At 67.3% G+C, this 20,077-nt stretch carries 19 protein-coding genes; 10 read left to right on the top strand and 9 right to left on the bottom strand.

What is annotated here, in order from left to right:
* Positions 1–57: 57 nt before the first annotated feature.
* The 5 genes from DK26_RS13335 to DK26_RS13315 all read right to left on the bottom strand — a co-directional run bounded on the left by DK26_RS13335 (position 58) and on the right by DK26_RS13315 (position 5,448).
* Positions 58–951: a polysaccharide deacetylase gene (locus tag DK26_RS13335; protein ID WP_066472987.1), complete on the bottom strand. Its 894-nt coding sequence runs from the start codon at positions 949–951 to the stop codon at positions 58–60.
* Between the two features lie 2 nt (positions 952–953).
* Complete coding sequence (locus DK26_RS13330) at positions 954–2,675, bottom strand: ABC transporter ATP-binding protein (protein WP_066472984.1); 1,722 nt, start codon at positions 2,673–2,675, stop codon at positions 954–956.
* A 127-nt stretch (positions 2,676–2,802) separates the two neighbouring features.
* Positions 2,803–3,681 (bottom strand): ABC transporter permease, encoded by an 879-nt coding sequence (locus DK26_RS13325; protein WP_066472982.1) that lies wholly within the window; start codon positions 3,679–3,681, stop codon positions 2,803–2,805.
* The gene (locus DK26_RS13320; RefSeq protein WP_066472980.1) at positions 3,681–4,652 is read right to left on the bottom strand and encodes an ABC transporter permease; all 972 of its coding nucleotides are present in this window, start codon (positions 4,650–4,652) and stop codon (positions 3,681–3,683) included. The genes DK26_RS13325 and DK26_RS13320 overlap by 1 nt, the downstream gene beginning before the upstream one ends.
* A 94-nt stretch (positions 4,653–4,746) precedes the next feature.
* A complete protein-coding gene (locus DK26_RS13315; protein WP_066473790.1) occupies positions 4,747–5,448 on the bottom strand; it encodes a creatininase family protein in 702 nt (233 codons plus the stop codon).
* A 96-nt stretch (positions 5,449–5,544) separates the two neighbouring features.
* Between DK26_RS13315 and DK26_RS13310 the strand changes: the two genes are divergently transcribed.
* The 10 genes from DK26_RS13310 (at position 5,545) to DK26_RS13265 (ending at position 16,430) form a co-directional block, all read left to right on the top strand.
* The gene (locus DK26_RS13310; RefSeq protein ID WP_066472978.1) at positions 5,545–6,096 is read left to right on the top strand and encodes a MarR family winged helix-turn-helix transcriptional regulator; all 552 of its coding nucleotides are present in this window, start codon (positions 5,545–5,547) and stop codon (positions 6,094–6,096) included.
* 161 nt (positions 6,097–6,257) lie between these two features.
* Positions 6,258–7,811, top strand: a complete 1,554-nt coding sequence (locus DK26_RS13305) for an ABC transporter substrate-binding protein (RefSeq protein ID WP_066473788.1) — start codon at positions 6,258–6,260, stop codon at positions 7,809–7,811.
* Between the two features lie 189 nt (positions 7,812–8,000).
* Entirely contained in the window at positions 8,001–8,948 is a 948-nt protein-coding gene (locus tag DK26_RS13300; RefSeq protein ID WP_066472966.1) for an isoaspartyl peptidase/L-asparaginase, read from the top strand.
* A 160-nt stretch (positions 8,949–9,108) separates the two neighbouring features.
* On the top strand, positions 9,109–10,149 hold the full coding sequence (locus tag DK26_RS13295; protein ID WP_066472960.1) for a 2-dehydropantoate 2-reductase N-terminal domain-containing protein: 1,041 nt from the start codon (positions 9,109–9,111) through the stop codon (positions 10,147–10,149).
* Positions 10,122–10,877, top strand: coding sequence for a glucose 1-dehydrogenase (locus DK26_RS13290; RefSeq protein ID WP_066472959.1), 756 nt, complete (start codon positions 10,122–10,124; stop codon positions 10,875–10,877). The genes DK26_RS13295 and DK26_RS13290 overlap by 28 nt, the downstream gene beginning before the upstream one ends.
* Before the next feature lie 121 nt (positions 10,878–10,998).
* Positions 10,999–11,208, top strand: coding sequence for a cold-shock protein (locus DK26_RS13285; RefSeq protein WP_066472955.1), 210 nt, complete (start codon positions 10,999–11,001; stop codon positions 11,206–11,208).
* Between the two features lie 547 nt (positions 11,209–11,755).
* Positions 11,756–12,970 (top strand): ABC transporter substrate-binding protein, encoded by a 1,215-nt coding sequence (locus DK26_RS13280; RefSeq protein WP_066472953.1) that lies wholly within the window; start codon positions 11,756–11,758, stop codon positions 12,968–12,970.
* A 99-nt stretch (positions 12,971–13,069) separates the two neighbouring features.
* Positions 13,070–14,959 (top strand): ABC transporter permease, encoded by a 1,890-nt coding sequence (locus tag DK26_RS13275; protein WP_066473785.1) that lies wholly within the window; start codon positions 13,070–13,072, stop codon positions 14,957–14,959.
* Positions 14,956–15,717: an ABC transporter ATP-binding protein gene (locus tag DK26_RS13270; protein ID WP_066472952.1), complete on the top strand. Its 762-nt coding sequence runs from the start codon at positions 14,956–14,958 to the stop codon at positions 15,715–15,717. Before DK26_RS13275 ends, DK26_RS13270 begins: the two co-directional genes overlap by 4 nt.
* On the top strand, positions 15,717–16,430 hold the full coding sequence (locus tag DK26_RS13265; protein ID WP_066472950.1) for an ABC transporter ATP-binding protein: 714 nt from the start codon (positions 15,717–15,719) through the stop codon (positions 16,428–16,430). The genes DK26_RS13270 and DK26_RS13265 overlap by 1 nt, the downstream gene beginning before the upstream one ends.
* A 217-nt stretch (positions 16,431–16,647) precedes the next feature.
* Here DK26_RS13265 and DK26_RS13260 read toward each other — a convergent pair whose 3' ends face one another.
* From DK26_RS13260 to DK26_RS13245, 4 genes are read right to left on the bottom strand one after another with little or no spacing between them, the layout of a single operon-like run.
* On the bottom strand, positions 16,648–17,436 hold the full coding sequence (locus DK26_RS13260) for a MetQ/NlpA family ABC transporter substrate-binding protein (RefSeq protein ID WP_066472948.1): 789 nt from the start codon (positions 17,434–17,436) through the stop codon (positions 16,648–16,650).
* A 41-nt stretch (positions 17,437–17,477) separates the two neighbouring features.
* Positions 17,478–18,278 carry a MetQ/NlpA family ABC transporter substrate-binding protein gene (locus tag DK26_RS13255; RefSeq protein WP_066472947.1) on the bottom strand — a complete coding sequence of 267 codons (801 nt, stop codon included), beginning with the start codon at positions 18,276–18,278 and terminating at the stop codon, positions 17,478–17,480.
* Between the two features lie 37 nt (positions 18,279–18,315).
* A complete protein-coding gene (locus DK26_RS13250) occupies positions 18,316–18,981 on the bottom strand; it encodes a methionine ABC transporter permease (RefSeq protein ID WP_066472944.1) in 666 nt (221 codons plus the stop codon).
* Complete coding sequence (locus DK26_RS13245; protein ID WP_066473782.1) at positions 18,971–20,077, bottom strand: methionine ABC transporter ATP-binding protein; 1,107 nt, start codon at positions 20,075–20,077, stop codon at positions 18,971–18,973. Before DK26_RS13245 ends, DK26_RS13250 begins: the two co-directional genes overlap by 11 nt.

Genomic DNA, 20,077 nt, shown 5'->3' with positions numbered 1-20,077 from the left:
CGAAATCGGGCACGGTTCCGCTTCCCAAGCGGCAACCGGCCCGGTTTTGCGCGGACTTCAGAGTTCGGCCTGCGCCTTCACATAGGCCGCGATCTCGGCATGCGTCGCGAACCAGACATCGCCCTTGCCCTTGGCGTGCCGCACCAGCTCCTCGACGATCCAGAAGCGCGAGCGATAGGTGATGACGTGCGGGTGCATGGTGAGCAGGAACAACCCGCCATCCTCGTAGGCGCCGTCGAACTCGCGGCGGAAGATGTCGAACACCGCCTCCGGCGGCGTGTAGGGCCGCAGCGCCTGGAAGCGGTTCATGTTGAAATAGACCGCGTCGTCACGGATCCACTCGACCGGAAGCTCGACCATGCCGGTCGGCTCACCGTTCTCGATCAGCTCATAGGGGTCGTCATCGGCGAACAGCGAGGAATCGTAGAGCAGGCCGAGCTCGCGCTCGACCGCGAGCGTCACCTCGGAAAAATCCCAGGACGGGGTGCGCATGCCGACCGGCCTGACCCCGGTGATCCTCTCCAGCGTGTCGGCCGAGCGCAGATGCAGCTCGCGCTCGTTCTCCGGCGGCACCGCCGTGTTGACCTCGTGGATCCAGCCGTGAAGGCCGATTTCGTGGCCTTCGGCGACGACGCGGCGCTGCTCGTCGGGATAGAGCAGGGCGGTCACCGCCGGCACGAAGAAGCTCGCCTTGATCTGCTCTCTCGCGAGCATCGCCAGGATGCGCGGCATGCCTGCGCGGTTGCCGTATTGCCCCCAGGAGAGCCGGCCGACCGACTTGCCGCCATCGCGCAATTCATTGGTCTCGTGGTCGACGTCGAAGGAGAGGGCTACCGCGCAGCACGCGCCACCCGGCCAGCTCTTCGGCTTGAGATTACGGCCGGCGCGCACGCGCTCGACCTTGCCGCGCCAGGTTTCTTCCGACCACTGCCAGGGTTCGAGATCGTCCATCGTCATCCTCCAGTCGCGGCCGCCGCCGGCAGTACCGGCACGGCGGCGAGCAGTCGCTTGGTGTAGTCGTGCTGCGGCCGGTCATAGACCTCGGCCGCCGGGCCTTCCTCGACGATCCTGCCGCGATACATCACTGCCACACGCTCGCAGAGATGGCGCACCACCGAGAGGTCGTGGGAGATGAAGATCAGCGTCAGGCCGAGCTCGCTGCGCAGCCGCATCAGGAGGTTGAGGATCTGCGCCTGGATCGAGACGTCGAGCGAGGCGACCGGCTCGTCGCAGATCACCAGGTCCGGTTGCATGGCGAGTGCGCGGGCGATGGCGACGCGCTGGCGCTGGCCGCCGGAGAACTGGTGCGGATAGCGGCCGGCGAAAGCGGGATCGAGCCCGACGGCGCCGAGCCAGTCGCGGACGTAAGCCTCGGCCTCGGCCTTGCCGACCAGCCCATGGGCGCGCGGCCCTTCGCTGATACTGTCGCCGATGCGCATGCGCGGATCGAGCGAGGCGAACGGGTCCTGGAAGATTGTCTGGACGCGGGTGGTGAGCTTGCGCGGCGTCTCGCCGGCGCTCATCACCGGCCGGCCGGAGAGGCGCACTGTGCCGGCGCTCGGCGCGTAGATGCCAGCCGCCATCCGCCCCAGCGTGGATTTGCCGGAGCCGGATTCTCCGACGAGGCCGAGCGCCTCGCCGCGCCGCACTGTCAGGCTGACGGAATCGACGGCCAGAACCGATACCGGTGGCTTTGCGAGGCCGAGCCTCTCGGCCATTGCCCGCAGTGCCCCGGTGCGGGCCTCGAAGCGCTTGCTGACGCCGTCGAGCACGAAATAGGGCGCGGCTTCGTCGCCGGCCGGCTCGGCCTCCGCCGCCGGGAGGCGTGGCGGCGGAGCGGCGTCGGGAACCCCGCCACCGCGCAGCAGGTATGTGCCCGGCTCAGCCCGCGAGGGCAGGGCATCGAGCAAGGCGCGGGTATAGGGATGCTGCGGCCTGGTCAGCACGTCGAGCATCGGGCCGGCCTCGACGATCTCGCCCAGCCGCATCACCGCGACATGCTGGGCGATCGAGGCGACGGTGGCGAGGTCGTGGCTGATCCAGATCAGGGCGGTGCCGAGCTCGGCGACGAGCTCCTTCATCTCGGCCAGGATCTCGGCCTGGATCGAAACGTCGAGCGCGGTGGTCGGCTCGTCGCAGATGATCAGTTTTGGCCGATGCAGCAAGGCGATAGCGATGGCGACGCGCTGGCGCATGCCGCCGGAAAGCTGGTGCGGATAGAGGTCGACCGTCGCCTGCGGGCTGGGGATGCGCACCTGCGCGAGGCCCTCGATCGCGCGCCGGCGCGCCTCCGCCGCCGAGACCCTTTGATGGGCCTCCAGCGCCAGCCGGATCTGCTCGCCAATGGTCAGGACCGGGTTCAGCGTCATCAGCGGGTCCTGGAAGACCATGGAGACGGTCTTGCCGCGTAGCGCCCGGAGCTCTTCCTGCGGCAGACCGGTGATCTCGCGGCCCTCAAGCTTGACCGATCCTGCCGCGACGCGACCGGGTGGGTCGATCAGGCCGATGATCGAGAAGCCGGTGACGCTCTTGCCCGAGCCGGATTCGCCGACGAGCCCCATAACCTCGCCGCGCCGCAGCGAGAAGGAAACGCCGTCGACCGCCTTCACCACTCCGGCCCGGGTGAAGAAATGCGTGCTGAGGTCGGTGACCTCGAGGAGCGGGGCGTCGGTCATGGCGACGCCTTCTCCGTCATGCTCGGCCTTGTGCCGAGCATCCACGTCTTGAACACTGCCCTCGATCGACGAGGACGTGGATGGTCGGGACAAGCTCGACCATGACGAAATGGGCTCGTGCCCGCCCTCATCGCTTCAGCCTCGGATTGACCTGGTCGCGGACCTGGTCGCCGACGAGGTTGATCGCGACGATCAGCAGGATCAGGGCAAGGCCGGGATAGATCGAGATCCAGTAGCGGCCGGACAGCATGTACTGGAAGCCGTTGGCGATCAGCGCGCCGAGAGAAGGCTCGGTCACCGGCAGGCCGACGCCGAGGAAGGACAGCGTCGCCTCGAGCGCGATCGCGTTCGCCACCTGCACGGTCGCGACCACGATCAGCGGCGGCAGGCAGTTCGGCAGGATATGGCGCCAGACCACCTGCCGCGCCGGCAGTGGCGTCGAAAGGGCAGCCTCGACATAGTCCTTGCCGCGCTCGGCCGAGGCCGCGCCATGGGCGGTGCGGGCGAAATAGGCGTATTGCGCGGCGGCGAGCGCGGCGATCAGTTGCGCCTTGCCCTGGCCGAGCAGCGCCGAGATCACCAGCGCCAGCAGGATCGCCGGGAAGGCGAGTTGCAGGTCGATCACCCGCATGATGAAGGCCTCGCGCCTGCCGCCGAGATAGGCGGCGGAGATGCCGAGCGTGACGCCCACCGCGAAGGCGATGGCGCCGGCGACCAGCCCCATCTGCAGCGAGATGCGCAGCCCGTAGAGGATGGCGGAGAACAGGTCGCGCCCCTGCGCATCGGTGCCGAGCCAATGCGTGTAGCCGCCGGAGCCGACATAGCCGGGCGGCCGGCGGGCATCCATCAGCGCGAGCTTGGCGAGGTCGTAAGGGTCCTGCGGGGCGATCAGCGGGGCGAGCAGCGCGACGCCGACCAGCGCGACGACGACGGCGAGGGCAGCGACCGCGACCTTGCTCTCGCGGAACTCAGCCCAGAAGCGGGCGGCGGGCGAATCCTTGCGCATCAGGCCCGCCCCTTCCGCAGGCGCGGATCGAGCGCGAAATAGGTCAGGTCGACCACGAAATTGATCATGATGAAGACGAAGGCGACCAGCATCAGATAGGCAACCATCACCGGCCGGTCGAGCGACTGGATGGAGTCGATGATCAGCTTGCCGATGCCCGGCCAGGAGAAGATCGTCTCGGTCACCACGGCGAAGGCGAGCGTCGAGGCGAATTCGAGCCCGAACACCGTGACGAGCGGGATCGAGATCAGCCGCAGCACATGCCGGCGCAGCACCGTCCATTCCGAAAGCCCGGCGGCGCGGGCGAACTTCACCGTGTCGCTCAGCATCACCTCGCGGGTGCCTGCCCGCGCGAGGCGGGTCATCAAAGCGAGCTTGAAGAAGGCGAGATTGGCCGCGGGCAGCAGCATGTGGCTGAGCCCGTTGGCGGTCAGGAAGCTCCATTCGATGCCGAACAGCGCGGCGGTGTCGCCGCGCCCACCGGCCGGCAGGATCTGCAATTCGACGGCGAAGGTCATGATCAGCACGAGGCCGATCCAGAAGGTCGGCACCGAGAAGCCCAGGATCGAGATCGCCATGATCGTCTTGGCGAGGGCGCTGTCCGGCCGGTAGCCGGCATAGATGCCGGTGGGAATGCCGATCAGTGCCGCGCCGACCACGGCGGCGACCGTCAGCTCCAGCGTCGCCGGCAGGCGCGACAGGATCAGCTCCAGCACCGGCATCCCGAAGACGAAGGAACGGCCGAAATCGCCGTGCAGCACGCGGCCGAGGAAGGTGAAGTACTGCTCCCAGAGCGGCCGGTCGAGCCCGTAGCGGGCGATCGTCTCGAGCCTTATGTCCTGGCTGACATCGGGGCCGATCAGCACGTCGATCGGATTGCCTATGGCGTAGACGCCGACGAACACCAGCGCCGACATGACGAGCATGACTACGAGCGCCTGCAGGATGCGCTCGATGACGTGCGTCAGCATAAGCTGGACATTGCCCGGGTGATCCTCGCAGCCCCTGCCCCGGGTGACCGCGAGGCGGTCGAATGGGACCCGGAGGTTGCGGGACGATAATTCATTACGGCCAGCTCTCCACCATCGCCGCACGCGTCTCCTCGACGCCGACGCTCCAGAGCCGGAGCATGTCCTCGTCGGGTTTCTGGTAGCAGCCGTGGAAATTGCCGTCGCCGAGGATCTCGCGCTTCCGAGCCGGGTTGGCGGCCTGGTAGAGGGCACTGTCGAAGGGCGGCTTGACCGCATCCGGCATCGCGACCCCTACGAGCCGGTTCCAGGGGAAATTCTCCATCCAGGAGGCATGCGAGGCAGCCGGGTCGACCTGCCGGACCGCTGCCTGGAAGCGCTGCCCCGCCCACCAGTTGTGCATCTTGACGCTGGCGTCGGGTCGCCTGCCCATCCACTCGGTCGCGAAGGTCATCGCGGGCGAATTGCCGCCATGGCCGTTGACCAGCACGATGCGCCGGAAGCCGGAACGATAAAACCCCTCCAGCAGATCCTCGAGCAGCGCGATATAGGTGCTCATCCGCAGCGAGACCGTGCCGGGATAGGCGGTGAAGCCCGGCGTCATGCCATAGGCCTGCACCGGAAAGACCGGGATGCCGAGCGGTTCGGCGGCTTCGCCCGCGACCCGCTCGGCCAGGATCGCATCGGTGGCGAGGCTCAAATAGGCGTGCTGCTCGACGCAGCCGAGCGGCAGCACGCAGCGGTCGTCGCGCCTCGCCTGCTCCTCGATCTGCATCCAGTTCATCTCAGCGACGAGCACGGCCAAATCCTTGCGTTTCGGCAAAAGCACGTCATCCTTGACAGTGGCATAGGGGGTCGTCAAGTTCCACATGGAACTAAGTCAGGAAGTGCCGAGATGCGCCATGCACCGACTGCCTTGTCGAAGTTGGACAGTGAGCGCGAGGCCGCTCTGCGCAATCTCGATCCGCTGATCGTCACCAAGCTCTGGGACAATCCCTGCTGGCTTTCCTTCCGGCTGAACTTCATCGCCTTCCGCTTCAACGATCCGGTCTATCGCTGGATCGAGGCGCGCTACGGGCTGGTCCGGCCGGAATTCGTCGCGCTCTACGCGGTTGGCTTGAAGGGCGGCGTCGCCGCCAAGAACATCGTCGCTTCCGCCGGCCTGCCGAAGAACACGCTGTCGCGGGCGATCCAGAAGCTGCTCCAGCGCCGCCTGCTCAAGCGCGAGACCGACCCTGAGGATCTGCGCAGCTATGTGCTGGCGCTGACGCCGACCGGCCGCGCCATCTTCGACGAGACCATGCCGCGGATGGTGCAGCAGCAGGGCGCGATGCTCGGCACTTTGACCGAGGCCGAGCAGAAGCAGCTCTGCGAGCTCCTGGACAAGATGGTGATCGCCTCTCCGATCTGGCCTGCCGACCTCGAACCCGAAAGCAACCCGTCATGACCGAGACCTTGCCGCGCATCGATCACGTCGTATTCGGACGGGGGCGTCCGAATACGAAAAATGTGATCGACACTAAGTGTCTGGAGCATTGCTCACGCGAAAAACCGGTCTCCACTTTTTCGCGCAATGCTCTAGCCCCGCTCTGGCGCCGTGCCGCGCTCGTGGCCCTGTTCGGGGTTGCGCTCGCCGGTCCGGCGCTGGCCCAGAACCTGACCATTGGCGTGCGCGCCGGGCCTGAATCGATCGACCCGCATTTCACCGCGACCGGCACCCATGCGGAGGCGCTGAAGCATGTCTTCGACACGCTGACCTGGTCGGGCGACAAGCTGCAGATCGAGCCGCGCCTGGCGACGAGCTGGAAGGCGATCGAGCCCTCCGTCTGGGAATTCAAGCTGCGGCCCGGCGTCAAGTTCCATGACGGTTCCGATTTCACCGCCGAGGACGTCAAGTTCTCGATCGAGCGCATCCCGGTCGTTGCCGGGCCGAACCCGACGACGATCTATGTCCGCCGCGTCAAGGAGGTGAAGATCGTCGATCCGCTGACCGTCCACATCGTCACCGACGGGCCGGCGCCGAACCTGCCCAACGATTTCATCAGGCTCTTCATCGTCTCGCACAAGGCGGCCGCCGGCCTGACCAAGGACAATGCCAACGAGGCCTTCAACGGCGGCAAGGCGGCGATCGGCACCGGCCCCTACAAATTCGTCTCTTGGACGCCTAAGGACCAGCTCGTGCTCGACCGTTTCGACGGCTACTGGGGCGAGAAGGAGCCCTGGGCCCGTGTGCTGCGCAAGGAGCTGCCGAACGATGCTGCCCGCGTCGCCCAGCTCAAGGCCGGCCAGGTCGACATCATCGTGCGCGCGCCTGCCTCCGACGTGCCGACGCTGAAGCGCGATGCCAAGCTTTCGGTCGCGACCATCGACACCGTCTACGTCTTCAACATGGAGCTCGACATGCGGGACAAGTCCCCGCAGGTCAGCGCCAAGGACGGCTCGCCGCTGCCCAAGAACCCGCTGCAGGATGCCAAGGTCCGCGAGGCGATCGACCTCGCCATCGACCGCCCGGCGCTCGCCGAAATCGCGATGGAAGGGCTCGGCGCGCCGGTCAATCAGCTCGTGACGCCGGATATCGCGGGCTATAACAAGAGCCTGCCGCCGCTGAAGCCCGATCTCGCCAAGGCGAAGAAGCTGATGGAGGAGGCCGGTTACCCCAATGGCTTCAAGGTCGGCTTCTCCTTCACCAGCGATCGTCTGCCCGGCGACCGGCAGGTCGGCACCTCGATCGCCCAGATGCTGGCCCGCATCGGCATCGACGTGAATGCCAACGCCCAGCCCGGCGCGGTCTTCTTCCCGGCCCGCCTGCGCGGCGAGTTCTCGCTCTCCATGTCCGGCTGGGGCACGCTGACCGGCGAGGCGAACTACACGCTGTCCTCGGTGGTGCATTCGAACGACCCGGCCAAGAAACTCGGCGCCTTCAACGTGCTCGGCTACAAGAACGCCGAGCTCGACAAGCTGATCGAGGATGCCGCGGTCGAGATGGACGAGGCCAAGCGCAACGACCTCCTGGCGCAGGCCAACGCCATCGTCGCCAAGGATCGGCCGCGCCTGCCGATCGTCGCCGTCGGCTCGGCCTGGGCGATGCAGAAGGCCAAGGTGACGATCCGCCCGCGCGTCGACGAGGACACGCTGGCCATGGACATCAAGCCTGTGAAGTGAAAAGAGCTGGGGTCTAGTCTCCTCGCCCTCGCGGGGAGGGACTAGGGGCGGGGGCGCAAAGGTGCGCACCGCCACCCTCCGGCCTACTGCCTGACCCGATCCAGCGCCCCCGAGCGCTCACCCAGTCATTCGCCCCCTGCTCCTACCCTACCTGCACGGGGAGGGGGCTCGTCGAGGTTCACGATCACCATGACCATCGCTCTCGCCATCCATGGCGGCTGCGGCACCTTGCCCAAATCCGAAATGACCGACGCCGAATGGGCCGAGGCCAAGGCCCATCTCGCCAAGTCGCTGCGTGCCGGCTGGGCGGTCCTGACCAAGGGCGGCAGTGCCGTCGACGCGGTCGAGGCCGCCGTCGTGGTGATGGAGGATTCCGCGCATTTCAATGCCGGCCACGGCGCCGCCCTCAATGCCGATGGCGAGCATGAACTGGATGCCTCGATCATGGACGGCGCGACCTTGGCGGCCGGCGCGCTCTGCGCCGTCAAGCGCATCCGCAATCCGATCACCGCCGCCAAGGCGCTGATGCACCGGGGCGACCCGCTACTGCTGACCGGCCCGGCCGGCGACGCCTTCGCCCAGGCCGAAGGGCTCGACGTGGTCGCCAACGACTATTTCTCGACCGAGCGCCGGCGCAAGAACCTCGCCTCGATGAAGATCCGCGAGCTCGTCGGCACCATGGCCGGCGCGAGCGAGGCCGAGAAGCACGGCACGGTCGGCGCCGTCGCCCGCGATCGGGCCGGCCACCTCGCCGCCGCGACCTCGACCGGCGGCTACACCAACAAGCCGCCCGGGCGCGTCGGCGATTCCCCGATCATCGGCGCCGGCACCTATGCGCGCGACGGGCGCTGCGCCGTTTCCGGCACCGGCAAGGGCGAATTCTTCATTCGGTATTGCGTCGGCCACGAGATCGCGTCGCTGATCGGTTATGCCGGGCTCTCGCTGCGCGATGCCGCCGACCGCGCCATCGCCGAGCTCAGCGCCCACAAGATCGGCGCCGGCCTCGTCGCCATCGGCGCCGACGGCACGATCGTCGCGCCCTATAACTCCGAAGGCATGTATCGCGGCTGGGTCACACCGGACGGGCTCGTCCATGTCGCGACCCATGCCGATGTCGACATGGTGGGGCAGGCGTGAGCGGCGATTGTCTCCTCTCAGTCCTCATCCTGAGGAGGTCGCGCAAGTGGCCGTCTCGAAGGATGCTCCAGCTGTTTCCGGAGTCTTCTAGAGTATCCTTCGAGACGCGATCTGCGATCGCTGCTCAGGATGAGGGTCGTGGGTGGGAGAAGGCGGGCTCATGACGACGGAACCGATCCTGATCTGGGGCGCAGGCGCGATCGGCGGCACGCTCGGTGCCTATTGGGCGCGCGCCGGTGTGCCGGTGTTGCTGGTCGATATCGTGCCCGAGCATGTCGAGGCCTGCCGGACATCGGGCCTGGCGATCACCGGCCCGGTCGAGGAGTTCCGGCAGGTGGTGCCGGCGGTGACGCCGCAGGAGCTGACCGGCTTCTATTCCCGCATCGTGCTCGCCGTGAAGGCCGGCGCGACGGAAGCAGCGCTCGCCGCGCTGAGGCCGCATCTGGCCGAAGATGGTTTCGTACTCTCGGCCCAGAACGGGCTCAACGAGATCGTCATCGCAAAGGCGGTTGGCGAGGCCCGGACCATGGGCTGCTTCGTCAATTTCGGGGCCGACTGGCACGGCCCCGGCGAGATCCTCTACGGCAATCGCGGCGCCGTCGTCGTCGGCGAGCTCAATGGGGCGATGACCGGCCGGGTTCGCGAGATGCACCGGCTGCTCAAGCTGTTCGAGCCGGACGCGATCCTGACCGACAACATCTACGGCTATCTCTGGGGCAAGCTCGCCTATGGCGCGATGCTGTTCGGCACGGCGCTGACCAATGATTCGATGTCGGCGAATTTCGCCGATCCCGCCCGCCTGCCGGTCTGGCTGGCGCTCGGGCGCGAGGTCGGCGCGGTCGCGGCGGCGCGCGGCGTGACATCTCTCGGCTTCGGCGACTTCGATCCCAGGGTCTTCGCGCCGGGCGCGCCCGAAGGCCTGCAGGTCGAGACGATCCGCTGGCTCGCCGACTACACCTCAAAGACCGCCAAGACCCATTCCGGAATCTGGCGCGACCTCGCCGTTCGCAAGCGCAGGACGGAAGGCCAGCCGCAGATCGGCATCATCTCGGCACTTGGCCGAGAGGTTGGCGTGGCGACGCCGGCGCTGGAGAGGCTGGTCGCCCTCATCCGCGACATCGAGGACGGTCGCCGGCCGATGGCGTTCGAAACCCTGAAGGTGCTGATCGAACAATGCAGATCCGTTTCGACGACCGCGTAGCCCTGGTCACCGGCGCCGCGCAGGGCATTGGTCGTGCCATCGCCCTGGCGCTGGCCGAGGCCGGTGCGCGCATCCATCTCGTCGATCTCGACGCGGACGGTGTCGCTGCGGCGGCAAGGGAACTCGGCGCGGTCGCTCATGTCGCTGATCTCGGCGGGGGGGCGGCGGCGCAGGAGACGGTCGCGGCCGTGCTCGCCGCCGAGGGCGGGCTCGATCTCCTGGTCAATGCCGCCGGCGGCGTGCGCGGCCAGGTCGGCCGGCCGATCGAGGAGATCGCAGAGGCCGACTGGCGCGCCATCTTCGCCGCCAATGTCGACGCCGCCTTCTTCCTGTCGCAGGCGGCCGCCCCGGCGATGAAGCAGGCCGGCTACGGGCGCATCGTCAACATTTCCTCGGGTGCGGGCCTGCGGCCGAGCCTTACCGGCATCCAGGCCTATGCCAGCGCCAAGCACGCGCTGGTCGGGCTCACCCGGCAGCTCGCCTGGGAACTCGGGCCGCATGGCATCACCGTCAACTCGGTGGCGCCCGGCTTCGTCCGCTCCAACCCGGCGACCGAGCGGCAATGGCAATCCTACGGGCCGGAAGGCCAGAAGCGCTTGGTCGAAGGCATTCATACCCGCCGCCTCGGCACGCCCGCCGATATCGCCCATGCCAGCCTGTTCTTCCTCTCGGAGCAGGCCGGCTGGATCACGGGGCAGGTCCTGTCGGTCGATGGCGGCCGCTCCTGAACCCTCTCCCCGAAAGGGATGATCGGGCTCGTTGCTGAGCCGGATTGCCACATGTGCAAGGATCGCCCTAGAGTGCGCGCCGGGCGGCACTCGCCGCCTGCCGAAAGTGAAGGGAGAGCACGTGGCAACGGGCACCGTGAAGTGGTTCAATGAGACCAAGGGCTATGGCTTCATCACGCCGGACGCCGGCGGCAGCGACGTCTTCGTGCATATCAGCGCAGTCGAGCGCTCGGGCCTGCGCGGCCTGAACGAAGGTCAGAAGATCACCTTCGACCTCGAAGCCGATCGCAAGACCGGCAAGTCGGCGGCTGTCAATCTGAAGACTGCCTGAAGACCATCGCCTAACGAGGGTAGCGGACAAGCGGCGTCCGCTTCCCCGCCATATCGAACTCGTCAAGAACTGATGATTCCGGGCATTTCCGTCGCCGATCGGCGGCGGTCAGGAGCGCTGGTCCCGCCAAGCTCCGTTCGCGACGCAGGTCGCGCATAGCAGCATTCCCGCAAGCGATCAGCATTCGGCATGCTCCGGGCGGGCAGGCTCGTTTTGGCGCGCGGGCCGCTGCGTGGATTTGCGGTTGATTCGGCCCTGCTCGCACGCGCCATGGCGAGACAGCCGGCCTGAGCCCGGAACACCGAAAACAGGCACACGAACAGACCGACCGCCCACCCTCGCCTGCGATCGCCCCGCATTGCCTGCGAATGCGGCACGGGCGCCCAGTTTAGAACGATTGACAAACAAAACGGCAGCGCTGAGAATTCGTAGGTATACAAACGAATTTCCCTGCCGGCTTGGCGCCATCGATGTGCCCGGCTTAGGGTGGGGATCCGCGGCGAGGGGCCGCAAGCAAGAAGCCTGATCGAGCCAGTGGGGGACAGCCATGAAGATTGACCGTCGCCAATTCGTCAGCGGAGCCGCGATCGGTGCGGCGGCGCTGGCAACGCCCTCGCTGCTGCGCGCCCAGGGCGCGCCGATCAAGATCGGCGAGATCAACAGCTACACCTCCCAGCCGGCCTTCCTGAAGCCTTATCGCCAGGGCTGGGAACTGGCGCAGGAGCAGGTCAACGCCGCCGGCGGCGTGCTCGGCCGCAAGATCGAGACGCTGTTCCGCGATGATGCCGGCAAGCCCGAGGATTCCGTGCGCCTCGCCGGCGAGCTGATCAACGCCGAGAAGGTCGACCTGCTCTCGGGCGGCTTCCTCTCCAATGTCGGCCTCGCCATCGCCGACTACGCGCTCCAGAACAAGCGGCTCTACGTCGCCTCCGAGCCGCTTTCCGACGCGATCGTCTGGGCCAAGGGCAATCGCTACACCTTCCGCCTTCGCCCCTCGACCTACATGCAGGCCGCGATGCTGGTTGAGGAAGCCGCCAAGCTCCCGGCCAAGAAATGGGCGATCGTGGCGCCCAACTATGAGTACGGCCAGTCGGCCGCCAAATGGTTCAAGGAGCTGCTGAAGAAGGCTCGGCCCGATGTCGAGTTCGTCGCCGAGCAATTCCCGGCACTCGGCCGTATCGATGCCGGCGCGACCGTGCAGGCGATCGAGGCCGCCAAGCCTGATGCGATCTTCAACGTCACCTTCGCCGCCGACCTCGCGAACTTCGTCCGCCAGGGCAATACGCGCGGGCTGTTCGAGGGCCGCGCCGTTGCCTCGATGCTGACCGGAGAGCCGGAATATCTCGACCCGCTCGGCGCCGAGGCGCCGGTCGGCTGGATCGTCACCGGCTACCCGCAGGCCGATATCCAGACGCCGGACCACGTCAAGTTCCGCGAGGCCTACCGCGCGAAGTACAACGACTATCCGCGTCTCGGCTCGGTCGTCGGCTACGACACGATGAACGCCATTGCCGCCGGCCTTGCCAAGGCGGGCACGACCGACAACGAAAAACTCGTCGACGCGCTGAAGGGGCTGAAGTTCACCTCCGCCTTCGGCCCGGTCGAGTTCCGCGCCTCCGACCATCAGGCGACGCTCGGCGCCTATGTCGGCAAGACTGCGGTCAAGAACGGCAAGGGCGTGATGGTCGACTGGCGCTATGCCGACGGCGCCAAGTACCTGCCCTCGGATGCCGAGGTGAAGGCGCTGCGCCCGGCGGGCTGAAACCCGCTTCAATCTGATATTGACTAGATCCCGGCCGCGACCTTGCGTTGCGGCCGCTGGAAGAGCGCGTCCTTTTCGCCCGGTTCGATGGATGTCGGTATGATCGACCTGATTTTCGCGCAGACGCTGAACGGCCTGGCCTCGGCCTCGTCGCTGTTCCTCGTCGCCTGCGGGCTCTCGATCATCTTCGGCGTGACGCGGATCGTGAACTTCGCGCACGGCTCCTTCTACATGCTGGGCGCCTATCTCGCCTTCACGCTGGTTTCCTATTTCGGCGGCTCCGAAGCGCTCGGCTTCTGGGGCGGGGTGGTGCTCGCGGCGCTGATCATCGCGGTGATCGGAGCCCTGGTCGAGATCACCATCCTGCGCCGGATCTATCAGGCGCCGGAGCTCTTCCAGCTGCTCGCGACCTTCGGTCTCGTGCTGATGGTGCAGGATATCGCGCTGGCGATCTGGGGGGCGGAGGACAAGCTCGGCCCGCGTGCCCCCGGCTTCAAGAGCTTCGTCTTGCTGATGGGTAGCCGCTTCCCGACCTATGAGCTCTTCCTGATCGTGGTCGGGCCGATCATGCTCGCCCTGCTCTGGTTCCTGTTCCAGAAGACGCGCTGGGGCACCTTGGTGCGCGCCGCGACGCAGGATCGTGAGATGGTCGGGGCGCTCGGCGTCAACCAGCGCCTGCTCTTCACCTCGGTCTTCGCCTTCGGCGCCGGTCTCGCCGGCCTTGGCGGCGCGCTGCAGCTCCCGCGCGAGGCGGTCAATCTGCACATGGACCTGTCGATGATCGCCGAGGCCTTCGTCGTGGTCGTCGTCGGCGGGCTCGGCAGCGTTACCGGCGCCTATCTCGCAGCAGTGCTGATCGGCGTGATCCACGCCTTCGGCATCCTGATCTTCCCGAAGATCACGCTCGTCCTCGTCTTCCTGGTCATGGCGGTCGTCCTGATGGTCAAGCCCTACGGGCTGATGGGCAAGCGGCCGGTCGGCAGCGCCCATGCCCATGGTCCGGTCGAGCCGCTGCTGCTGCCGGCCAGCCCTGCCGCCAAGGGACTCGGCTTGCTGGCCCTCGCACTCCTCTTGGTCGCGCCCTTCATCGTCGCCGATCACTGGCTGCTGACGCTCACCGAGCTCTCGATCTTCGCGCTCTTTGCGGCCTCGCTGCACCTGATGATGGGTCCGGGCGGCATGGCCTCCTTCGGCCACGCCGCCTATTTCGGCCTCGGCGCCTATGGTGCGGCGCTCGCCGTGAAATGGCTCGCTCTGCCGATGCTGCCGGCGCTTGTCTTCGCTCCCTTCCTGGCGGGCATTGCCGGCTTCGTCTTCGGCTGGTTCTGCGTCCGGCTCTCGGGCGTCTATCTGGCGATGCTGACGCTCGCCTTCGCCCAGATCGCCTGGGCGACCGCGTTCCAATGGGTCGATCTCACCGGTGGCGACAACGGCATCCTCGGCGTCTGGCCTGCGGCCTGGGCAAGCTCGAAGCTCGTGTTCTATTACCTCACGCTGGCGATCTGCGTCGTTTTCGTGCTGCTGCTCCGGGTCTTCGTCTTCGCGCCGTTCGGCTATGCCCTGCGGGCCGGGCGCGACAGCCCGCTCAGGGCCGAGGCGATCGGCCTGCCGGTGATGCGCATCCAGTGGCTCGCCTTCATCATCGCCGCCTTTGCGGCGGGCATTGCAGGCTCGCTCTTCGCATTCTTCAAGGGCTCGGTCTTCCCGACCTATATGGCGATCCCGCGTTCGGTCGATGCGCTGCTGATGGTGCTGCTCGGCGGCGTCCAGACGGTTTCGGGCCCGATCGTCGGCGCCTTCGCCTTCATGGGTCTGCAGGAGCAGCTCGCCAAGGCGACGATGTACTGGCGCTTCGTGCTCGGCGCCTCGATCGTGCTGCTCGTCATCCTGTTCCCACGCGGGCTGGTCGGCACCACGCTCGCCCTCGCCGAGCGCCGCCGCGAGGATGGCGGCGCCGCGCCTGCCGCCACGCCGGAGCCCGCCCGATGACGCCGGTCCTCGAAGTCCGCAATCTCGGCAAATCCTTCGGCGGCGTGCGTGCCGTCGACGATGTCAGCTTCCAGGTCGAAGCCGGCAAGCTGCTTGCCCTGATCGGCCCGAACGGCGCCGGCAAGACCACCTGCTTCAACATGCTGAACGGCCAGCTGCCCTCCGATCGCGGCGAGGTCATCCTCGCCGGCCGCCGGATCAGCGGGCTGAAGCCGCGCGAGGTCTGGCGCCTCGGCGTCGGCCGCACCTTCCAGATCACCGCCACCTTCGCCTCGATGAGCGTGCGCGAGAATGTCCAGATGGCGCTGATCTCGCATGCCGGCGAGATCTGGAAACTGTTCGGCCGGGCCAAGGATCGCCATGTCGCCGAAGCCGACGCGCTGCTGCAACAGGTCGGCATGCTCGACCAGGCCGAGCGCGCCTGCGGCGTGCTCGCCTATGGCGATCTGAAGCGCGTCGAGCTCGCCGTCGCCATCGCCAACCAGCCAAAACTCCTGCTGATGGACGAGCCCACGGCCGGCATGGCGCCGCGCGAGCGTATCGCCCTGATGGCGCTGACCGCCGAGATCGCCCGGCAGCGCGGCATCGCCGTGCTCTTCACCGAGCACGACATGGACGTCGTCTTCGCCCATTCCGACGCCGTGCTGGTGCTCGACCGCGGCCGGCTGATCGCGCAAGGCAAGGCCGAGGAGGTCCGCAACGATCCGGCGGTGCGCGCCGTCTATCTCGGCTCAGGCGCGACTTCGGGAGGCCATTGATGGGCGCCACCATGCTCGAGATCGAAGGGCTCAACGCCTATTACGGCCGCGCCCATATCCTGCAGGGCGTCGGCTTCTCGATGGGCCGCGGCGAGGTGCTGGCGCTGATGGGTCGCAACGGCGCCGGCAAATCGACGACGATGAAGGCGGTGATGGGGCTCGTTGCGCCGCAATCGGGCCGCGTCGTCTTCGACGGGCAGCCGATCGCCGGGCGCGAGCCCTTCGAGATCGCCCGGCTCGGCCTCGGCTATGTCCCGGAGGACCGGCGCGTCTTCTCCGAGCTCAGCGTCATGGAGAACCTCGCCGTCGGGCGCCGGCCGCGCCGCGAGAACGTGCCCTATTGGACGCCCGAGCGGCTGTTCGACCTCTTCCCCAATCTCGGCCGCATGCGCGACCGGCCGGGCGGGGCGATGTCGGGCGGCGAGCAGCAGATGCTGACCATCGCCCGGACCCTGATGGGCAATCCGAGCCTTGTTCTGCTCGACGAGCCTTCCGAAGGGCTTGCCCCGGTCATCGTCGAGGACATGGCCAAGACCATTCTGGCGCTGAAAAGCGAGGGGCTCTCGGTGCTGATCTCCGAGCAGAACCTGCATTTCGCCGGTTCGGTCGCCGACCGTGCCACGATCATCGAGAAGGGCCTGATCCGCTTCTCCGGCACCATGGCCGAGCTCAAAGCCAATGATGCCGTGCGCTCGCAGTACCTGTCGGTTTGATCCCCGTCCTACCTCTCTGTCGTCCCGGACAAGCGGCGAAGCCGCACCGATCCGGGACCCATGCCTGAGCCTTCATCGCAAAAGGCTCAGGCATGGGTCCCGGGTCTCCCTTCGGTCGCCCGGGACGACTACGCATTCGCGCCGGAAACGAAAAACCCCGGAAGCTTGCGCTTCCGGGGCAGGTGCCCGGCAGTGACCATGCCAGGTGGGAGGAAGCTTACCAGCCGGCGAGGACCGAACCCTTGAAGCGCTCGGCGACGAAGGCCTTGATCTCGGGAGTGTGATAGGATTCGAGCAGCGCCTTGACCCAGGGCTTGTCCTTGTCGGCGGCGCGGACCGCGATCAGGTTGACATAAGGCCCCTTCGGGTCTTCGCGCAGGATCGCAGAGGTCGGCTCGATCTTGGCGTCGACGGCGTAGTTGGTGTTGATCGCCGCAGCGGCGACGTCGGCCAGCGAGCGCGCCGTCTGGGCGGCCTCGATCTCGATGATCTTCAGCTTCTTCGGGTTGCTCACGATGTCGGCGACGGTCGGCTTGAAGCCGACGCCGTCCTTCAGCTTGATCACGCCCTTGTCCTGCAGCAGCAGCAGCGAGCGGCCGCCATTGGTCGGGTCGTTCTGGATCGCGATCGTGGCTCCGTCCGGCACCTCGGCCCAGCTCTTGTGCTTCGCCGAATAGATGCCGAGCGGGAAGTTCACGGTCAGCCCGACGCTGACCAGCTTGAAGCCGCGATCCTTCACCTGGTTGTCGAGATAGGGCTGGTTCTGGAACGAATTGGCTTCCAGCTCGCCGGCGTCGAGCGCCTGGTTCGGCACGACATAGTCGGAGAACTCGGTGATCTTGAGGTCGAGCCCCTTCTTGGCGGCGATCGGCTTCACCTTTTCGAGGATCTCGGCATGCGGCCCGGGCGAGACGCCGATGCGGACGACCTGGTTCTGCTGGGCGAGCGCCGGGCCGGCGACAGCGACTGCGAGGGCGGCGGCGAGAATGGTCCTGCGGGTGGTCATGGAACGGACTCCGTTCTTGAAGATTGCGGAAGACGACGGTTTCACCAGGTAGGCAGGATCGAGCCCTTGAAGCGCTCGGCGACGAAGGCCTTGATCTCGGGCGAGCGGTAGCTGTCGACCAGCGCCTGCACCCAGGGCTTGTCCTTGTCGACGCTGCGCACCGCGATCAGGTTGGTGTAGGGGCCCTTGGGCGCCTCGCGCAGGATCGCCGAGTTAGGGTCGATTTTCGCGTCGACAGCATAGCTCGTATTGATCGCCGCGGCAGCGACGTCGGCCAGTGAGCGCACCGTCTGCCCGGCCTCGATCTCGACGATCTTCAGCTTTTTGGGGTTCTCGGTGATGTCGAGCACGGTCGGCTTGAAGCCGGTGCCGCCCTTCAGCTTGATCACACCCTTGTCCTGCAGCAGCAGCAGGGCGCGGCCGCCATTGGTCGGGTCGTTCTGGATCGAGACGGTGGCGCCGTCCGGTACCTCGGCCCAGCTCTTGTACTTGGCCGAGTAGATCCCCATCGGGAAGTTCACGGTCGGCGCGGCGCTTACGATCTTGAAGCCGCGATCCTTCACCTGGTTGTCGAGATAGGGCTGGTGCTGGAAGGCATTGGCCTCGAGGTCGCCGGTGTCGAGCGCCTGGTTTGGGATGACGAAGTCCGAGAACTCGAAGATTTTGAGCTCATAGCCCTTCTTGGCGATGATCGGCTTGATCTGCTCGACGATCTCGGCATGCGGGCCGGGGGTGACGCCGATGCGGATCACCTGGTTCTGCTGGGCGAGGGCGCCCGAAGCGGACAAGGAGAGAGCGGCGGCGGCAGCCAGCAGGCTGCGCCGGGAGATGAACGTGGACATGGTAGGCTCCGGCTGAAGAAGAAGGTTCGCGTGGCGCTCAGGCGTGGCGCAGGCGCTTGTTGAGATGGCGGGCGAGGCGGTCGCCGAGGCTCTGAACGGCCTGGACGAGGACGATCAGGACGGCGACCACGGCTGCCATCACCTCGGGCATGAAGCGCTGATAGCCATAGCGGATGCCGAGATCGCCGAGCCCGCCACCGCCGACCGCGCCGACCATGGCCGAGAAGCCGATCAGGCTGACGAGAGCGAGCGTCAGGCCGAGCGTGATCGCCGGCAGCGCCTCGGGGACGAGGACCTTGCGGACGATCTGCACCGGCGTCGCGCCCATCGAGCGCGCGGCCTCGACCAGCCCCTGGTCGACCTCGCGGATCGCGCCCTCGATGAGGCGGGCGATGAACGGCGTCGCCGCGACCGTCAGCGGCACCGTCGCCGCCGTGGTGCCGATCGAGGTGCCGGCGATCAGCCGGGTGAACGGGATGATCGCGACGACGAGGATGATGAACGGCGTCGAGCGCGTGGCGTTGACCAGCGTACCGAGGATGGCGTTGACGGCCGGGGCGGCGAAAAGCTCGCCGCGCTTGCTCGTCGCGAGGAAGACGCCGAGCGGCAGGCCGAGCAAGGTGCCGAGCCCGGCGGCGATCGCGACCATCAGCAGCGTGTCGCCGGTGGCCTGGATGATCAGGCGGATGAGTTCAGGCGACATGACCGATGACCTCTGCCTTGAGTTCGAGGCCCTTCAGCGCGCCGAGCACGGCGCCGACGCCGGGCTCGCCGGCCGGGATCGCGACCAGCAGGCTGCCGAAGGGCTTGCCGGCGATGGCGTCGATCCGCCCCGCCAGGATGTTGATGTCGATGCCGACCGTGGCGCTGAGCCGGCTGATCACCGGCGCAGTGGCATTGGCACCGGAGAAGGTGATGCGCAGCACCGTGCTGCCGCCGGCCTGCGGCGTCTCGCGCAGCTGCCCTTCGAGATGGGCCGGCAATTCGACGCCGGTGACCGCCTCGACGAAACGCGCCGTGGTCGGATGCTGCGGCCGGGTGAAGACCTCGAAAGTCTCGCCCTCCTCGACGATGCGCCCGCCCTCGATCACGGCGACCCGGTCGCAGATCTCCTTGATCACCGGAATTTCGTGGGTGATCAAAAGGATGGTGACACCGAGCTCGCGGTTGACCTGCTTGAGCAGGGCCAGGATCGACTGTGTCGTCTCGGGGTCGAGCGCCGAGGTCGCCTCGTCGCAGAGCAGCACCTTCGGGTCGGTCGCCAGCGCCCGGGCGATGCCGACGCGCTGCTTCTGCCCGCCCGAGAGCTCGGCCGGATAGCGCTCGCGCTTGTCGGCGAGGCCGACGAGGTCGAGCAGCTTCTCGACCCGTCCGGCGATTTCGGCCTTCGGCGTACCGCCGATCTCGAGCGGCAGCGCGACATTGTCGAACACCGTGCGCGAGGACAGAAGGTTGAAGTGCTGGAAGATCATGCCGGTCGAGCGGCGGCGCGTCCGCCAGCCGGCCTCGGTCAGGCCGGTGACGTCCTCACCCTCGATCAGGATGCGGCCGGAGCTGGCGCGCTCCAGCCCGTTGACCAGGCGGATCAGGGTCGACTTGCCGGCGCCGGAGCGGCCGATCACGCCGACGATGGCGCCGCGCGGCACATCGAGGTCGATGCCTTCCAGCGCCGTGACGGGCTTCTGCCGGCGCCGGCCGGCAAAGACCTTGCCGACCCGCTCGAAGCGGATGATCGGCTCGGCCGCTGGCGCGATCTCGGCCGCGACGCGGAAGGCGTCGGGTTTCAGGGGGGCGTTCAT

Origin of the sequence: Allobosea sp. WAO, assembly GCF_001509835.1 — a bacterium.
Classification (GTDB): Bacteria; Pseudomonadota; Alphaproteobacteria; order Rhizobiales; family Beijerinckiaceae; genus Allobosea.
The sequence above is the reverse complement of the archived record's forward strand: the minus strand, read 5'-3'. Positions and strand labels throughout refer to the sequence as shown.

Coding starts and splice junctions, on each gene's coding strand:
- DK26_RS13335 (WP_066472987.1), bottom strand. CDS start 951: ATGGACGATCTCGAACCCTGGCAGTGGTCGGAAGAAACCTGGCGCGGC.
- DK26_RS13330 (WP_066472984.1), bottom strand. CDS start 2,675: ATGACCGACGCCCCGCTCCTCGAGGTCACCGACCTCAGCACGCATTTC.
- DK26_RS13325 (WP_066472982.1), bottom strand. CDS start 3,681: ATGCGCAAGGATTCGCCCGCCGCCCGCTTCTGGGCTGAGTTCCGCGAG.
- DK26_RS13320 (WP_066472980.1), bottom strand. CDS start 4,652: ATGCTGACGCACGTCATCGAGCGCATCCTGCAGGCGCTCGTAGTCATG.
- DK26_RS13310 (WP_066472978.1), top strand. CDS start 5,545: ATGCGCCATGCACCGACTGCCTTGTCGAAGTTGGACAGTGAGCGCGAG.
- DK26_RS13300 (WP_066472966.1), top strand. CDS start 8,001: ATGACCATCGCTCTCGCCATCCATGGCGGCTGCGGCACCTTGCCCAAA.
- DK26_RS13295 (WP_066472960.1), top strand. CDS start 9,109: ATGACGACGGAACCGATCCTGATCTGGGGCGCAGGCGCGATCGGCGGC.
- DK26_RS13290 (WP_066472959.1), top strand. CDS start 10,122: ATGCAGATCCGTTTCGACGACCGCGTAGCCCTGGTCACCGGCGCCGCG.
- DK26_RS13280 (WP_066472953.1), top strand. CDS start 11,756: ATGAAGATTGACCGTCGCCAATTCGTCAGCGGAGCCGCGATCGGTGCG.
- DK26_RS13275 (WP_066473785.1), top strand. CDS start 13,070: ATGATCGACCTGATTTTCGCGCAGACGCTGAACGGCCTGGCCTCGGCC.
- DK26_RS13270 (WP_066472952.1), top strand. CDS start 14,956: ATGACGCCGGTCCTCGAAGTCCGCAATCTCGGCAAATCCTTCGGCGGC.
- DK26_RS13265 (WP_066472950.1), top strand. CDS start 15,717: ATGGGCGCCACCATGCTCGAGATCGAAGGGCTCAACGCCTATTACGGC.
- DK26_RS13260 (WP_066472948.1), bottom strand. CDS start 17,436: ATGACCACCCGCAGGACCATTCTCGCCGCCGCCCTCGCAGTCGCTGTC.
- DK26_RS13255 (WP_066472947.1), bottom strand. CDS start 18,278: ATGTCCACGTTCATCTCCCGGCGCAGCCTGCTGGCTGCCGCCGCCGCT.
- DK26_RS13250 (WP_066472944.1), bottom strand. CDS start 18,981: ATGTCGCCTGAACTCATCCGCCTGATCATCCAGGCCACCGGCGACACG.
- DK26_RS13245 (WP_066473782.1), bottom strand. CDS start 20,077: ATGAACGCCCCCCTGAAACCCGACGCCTTCCGCGTCGCGGCCGAGATC.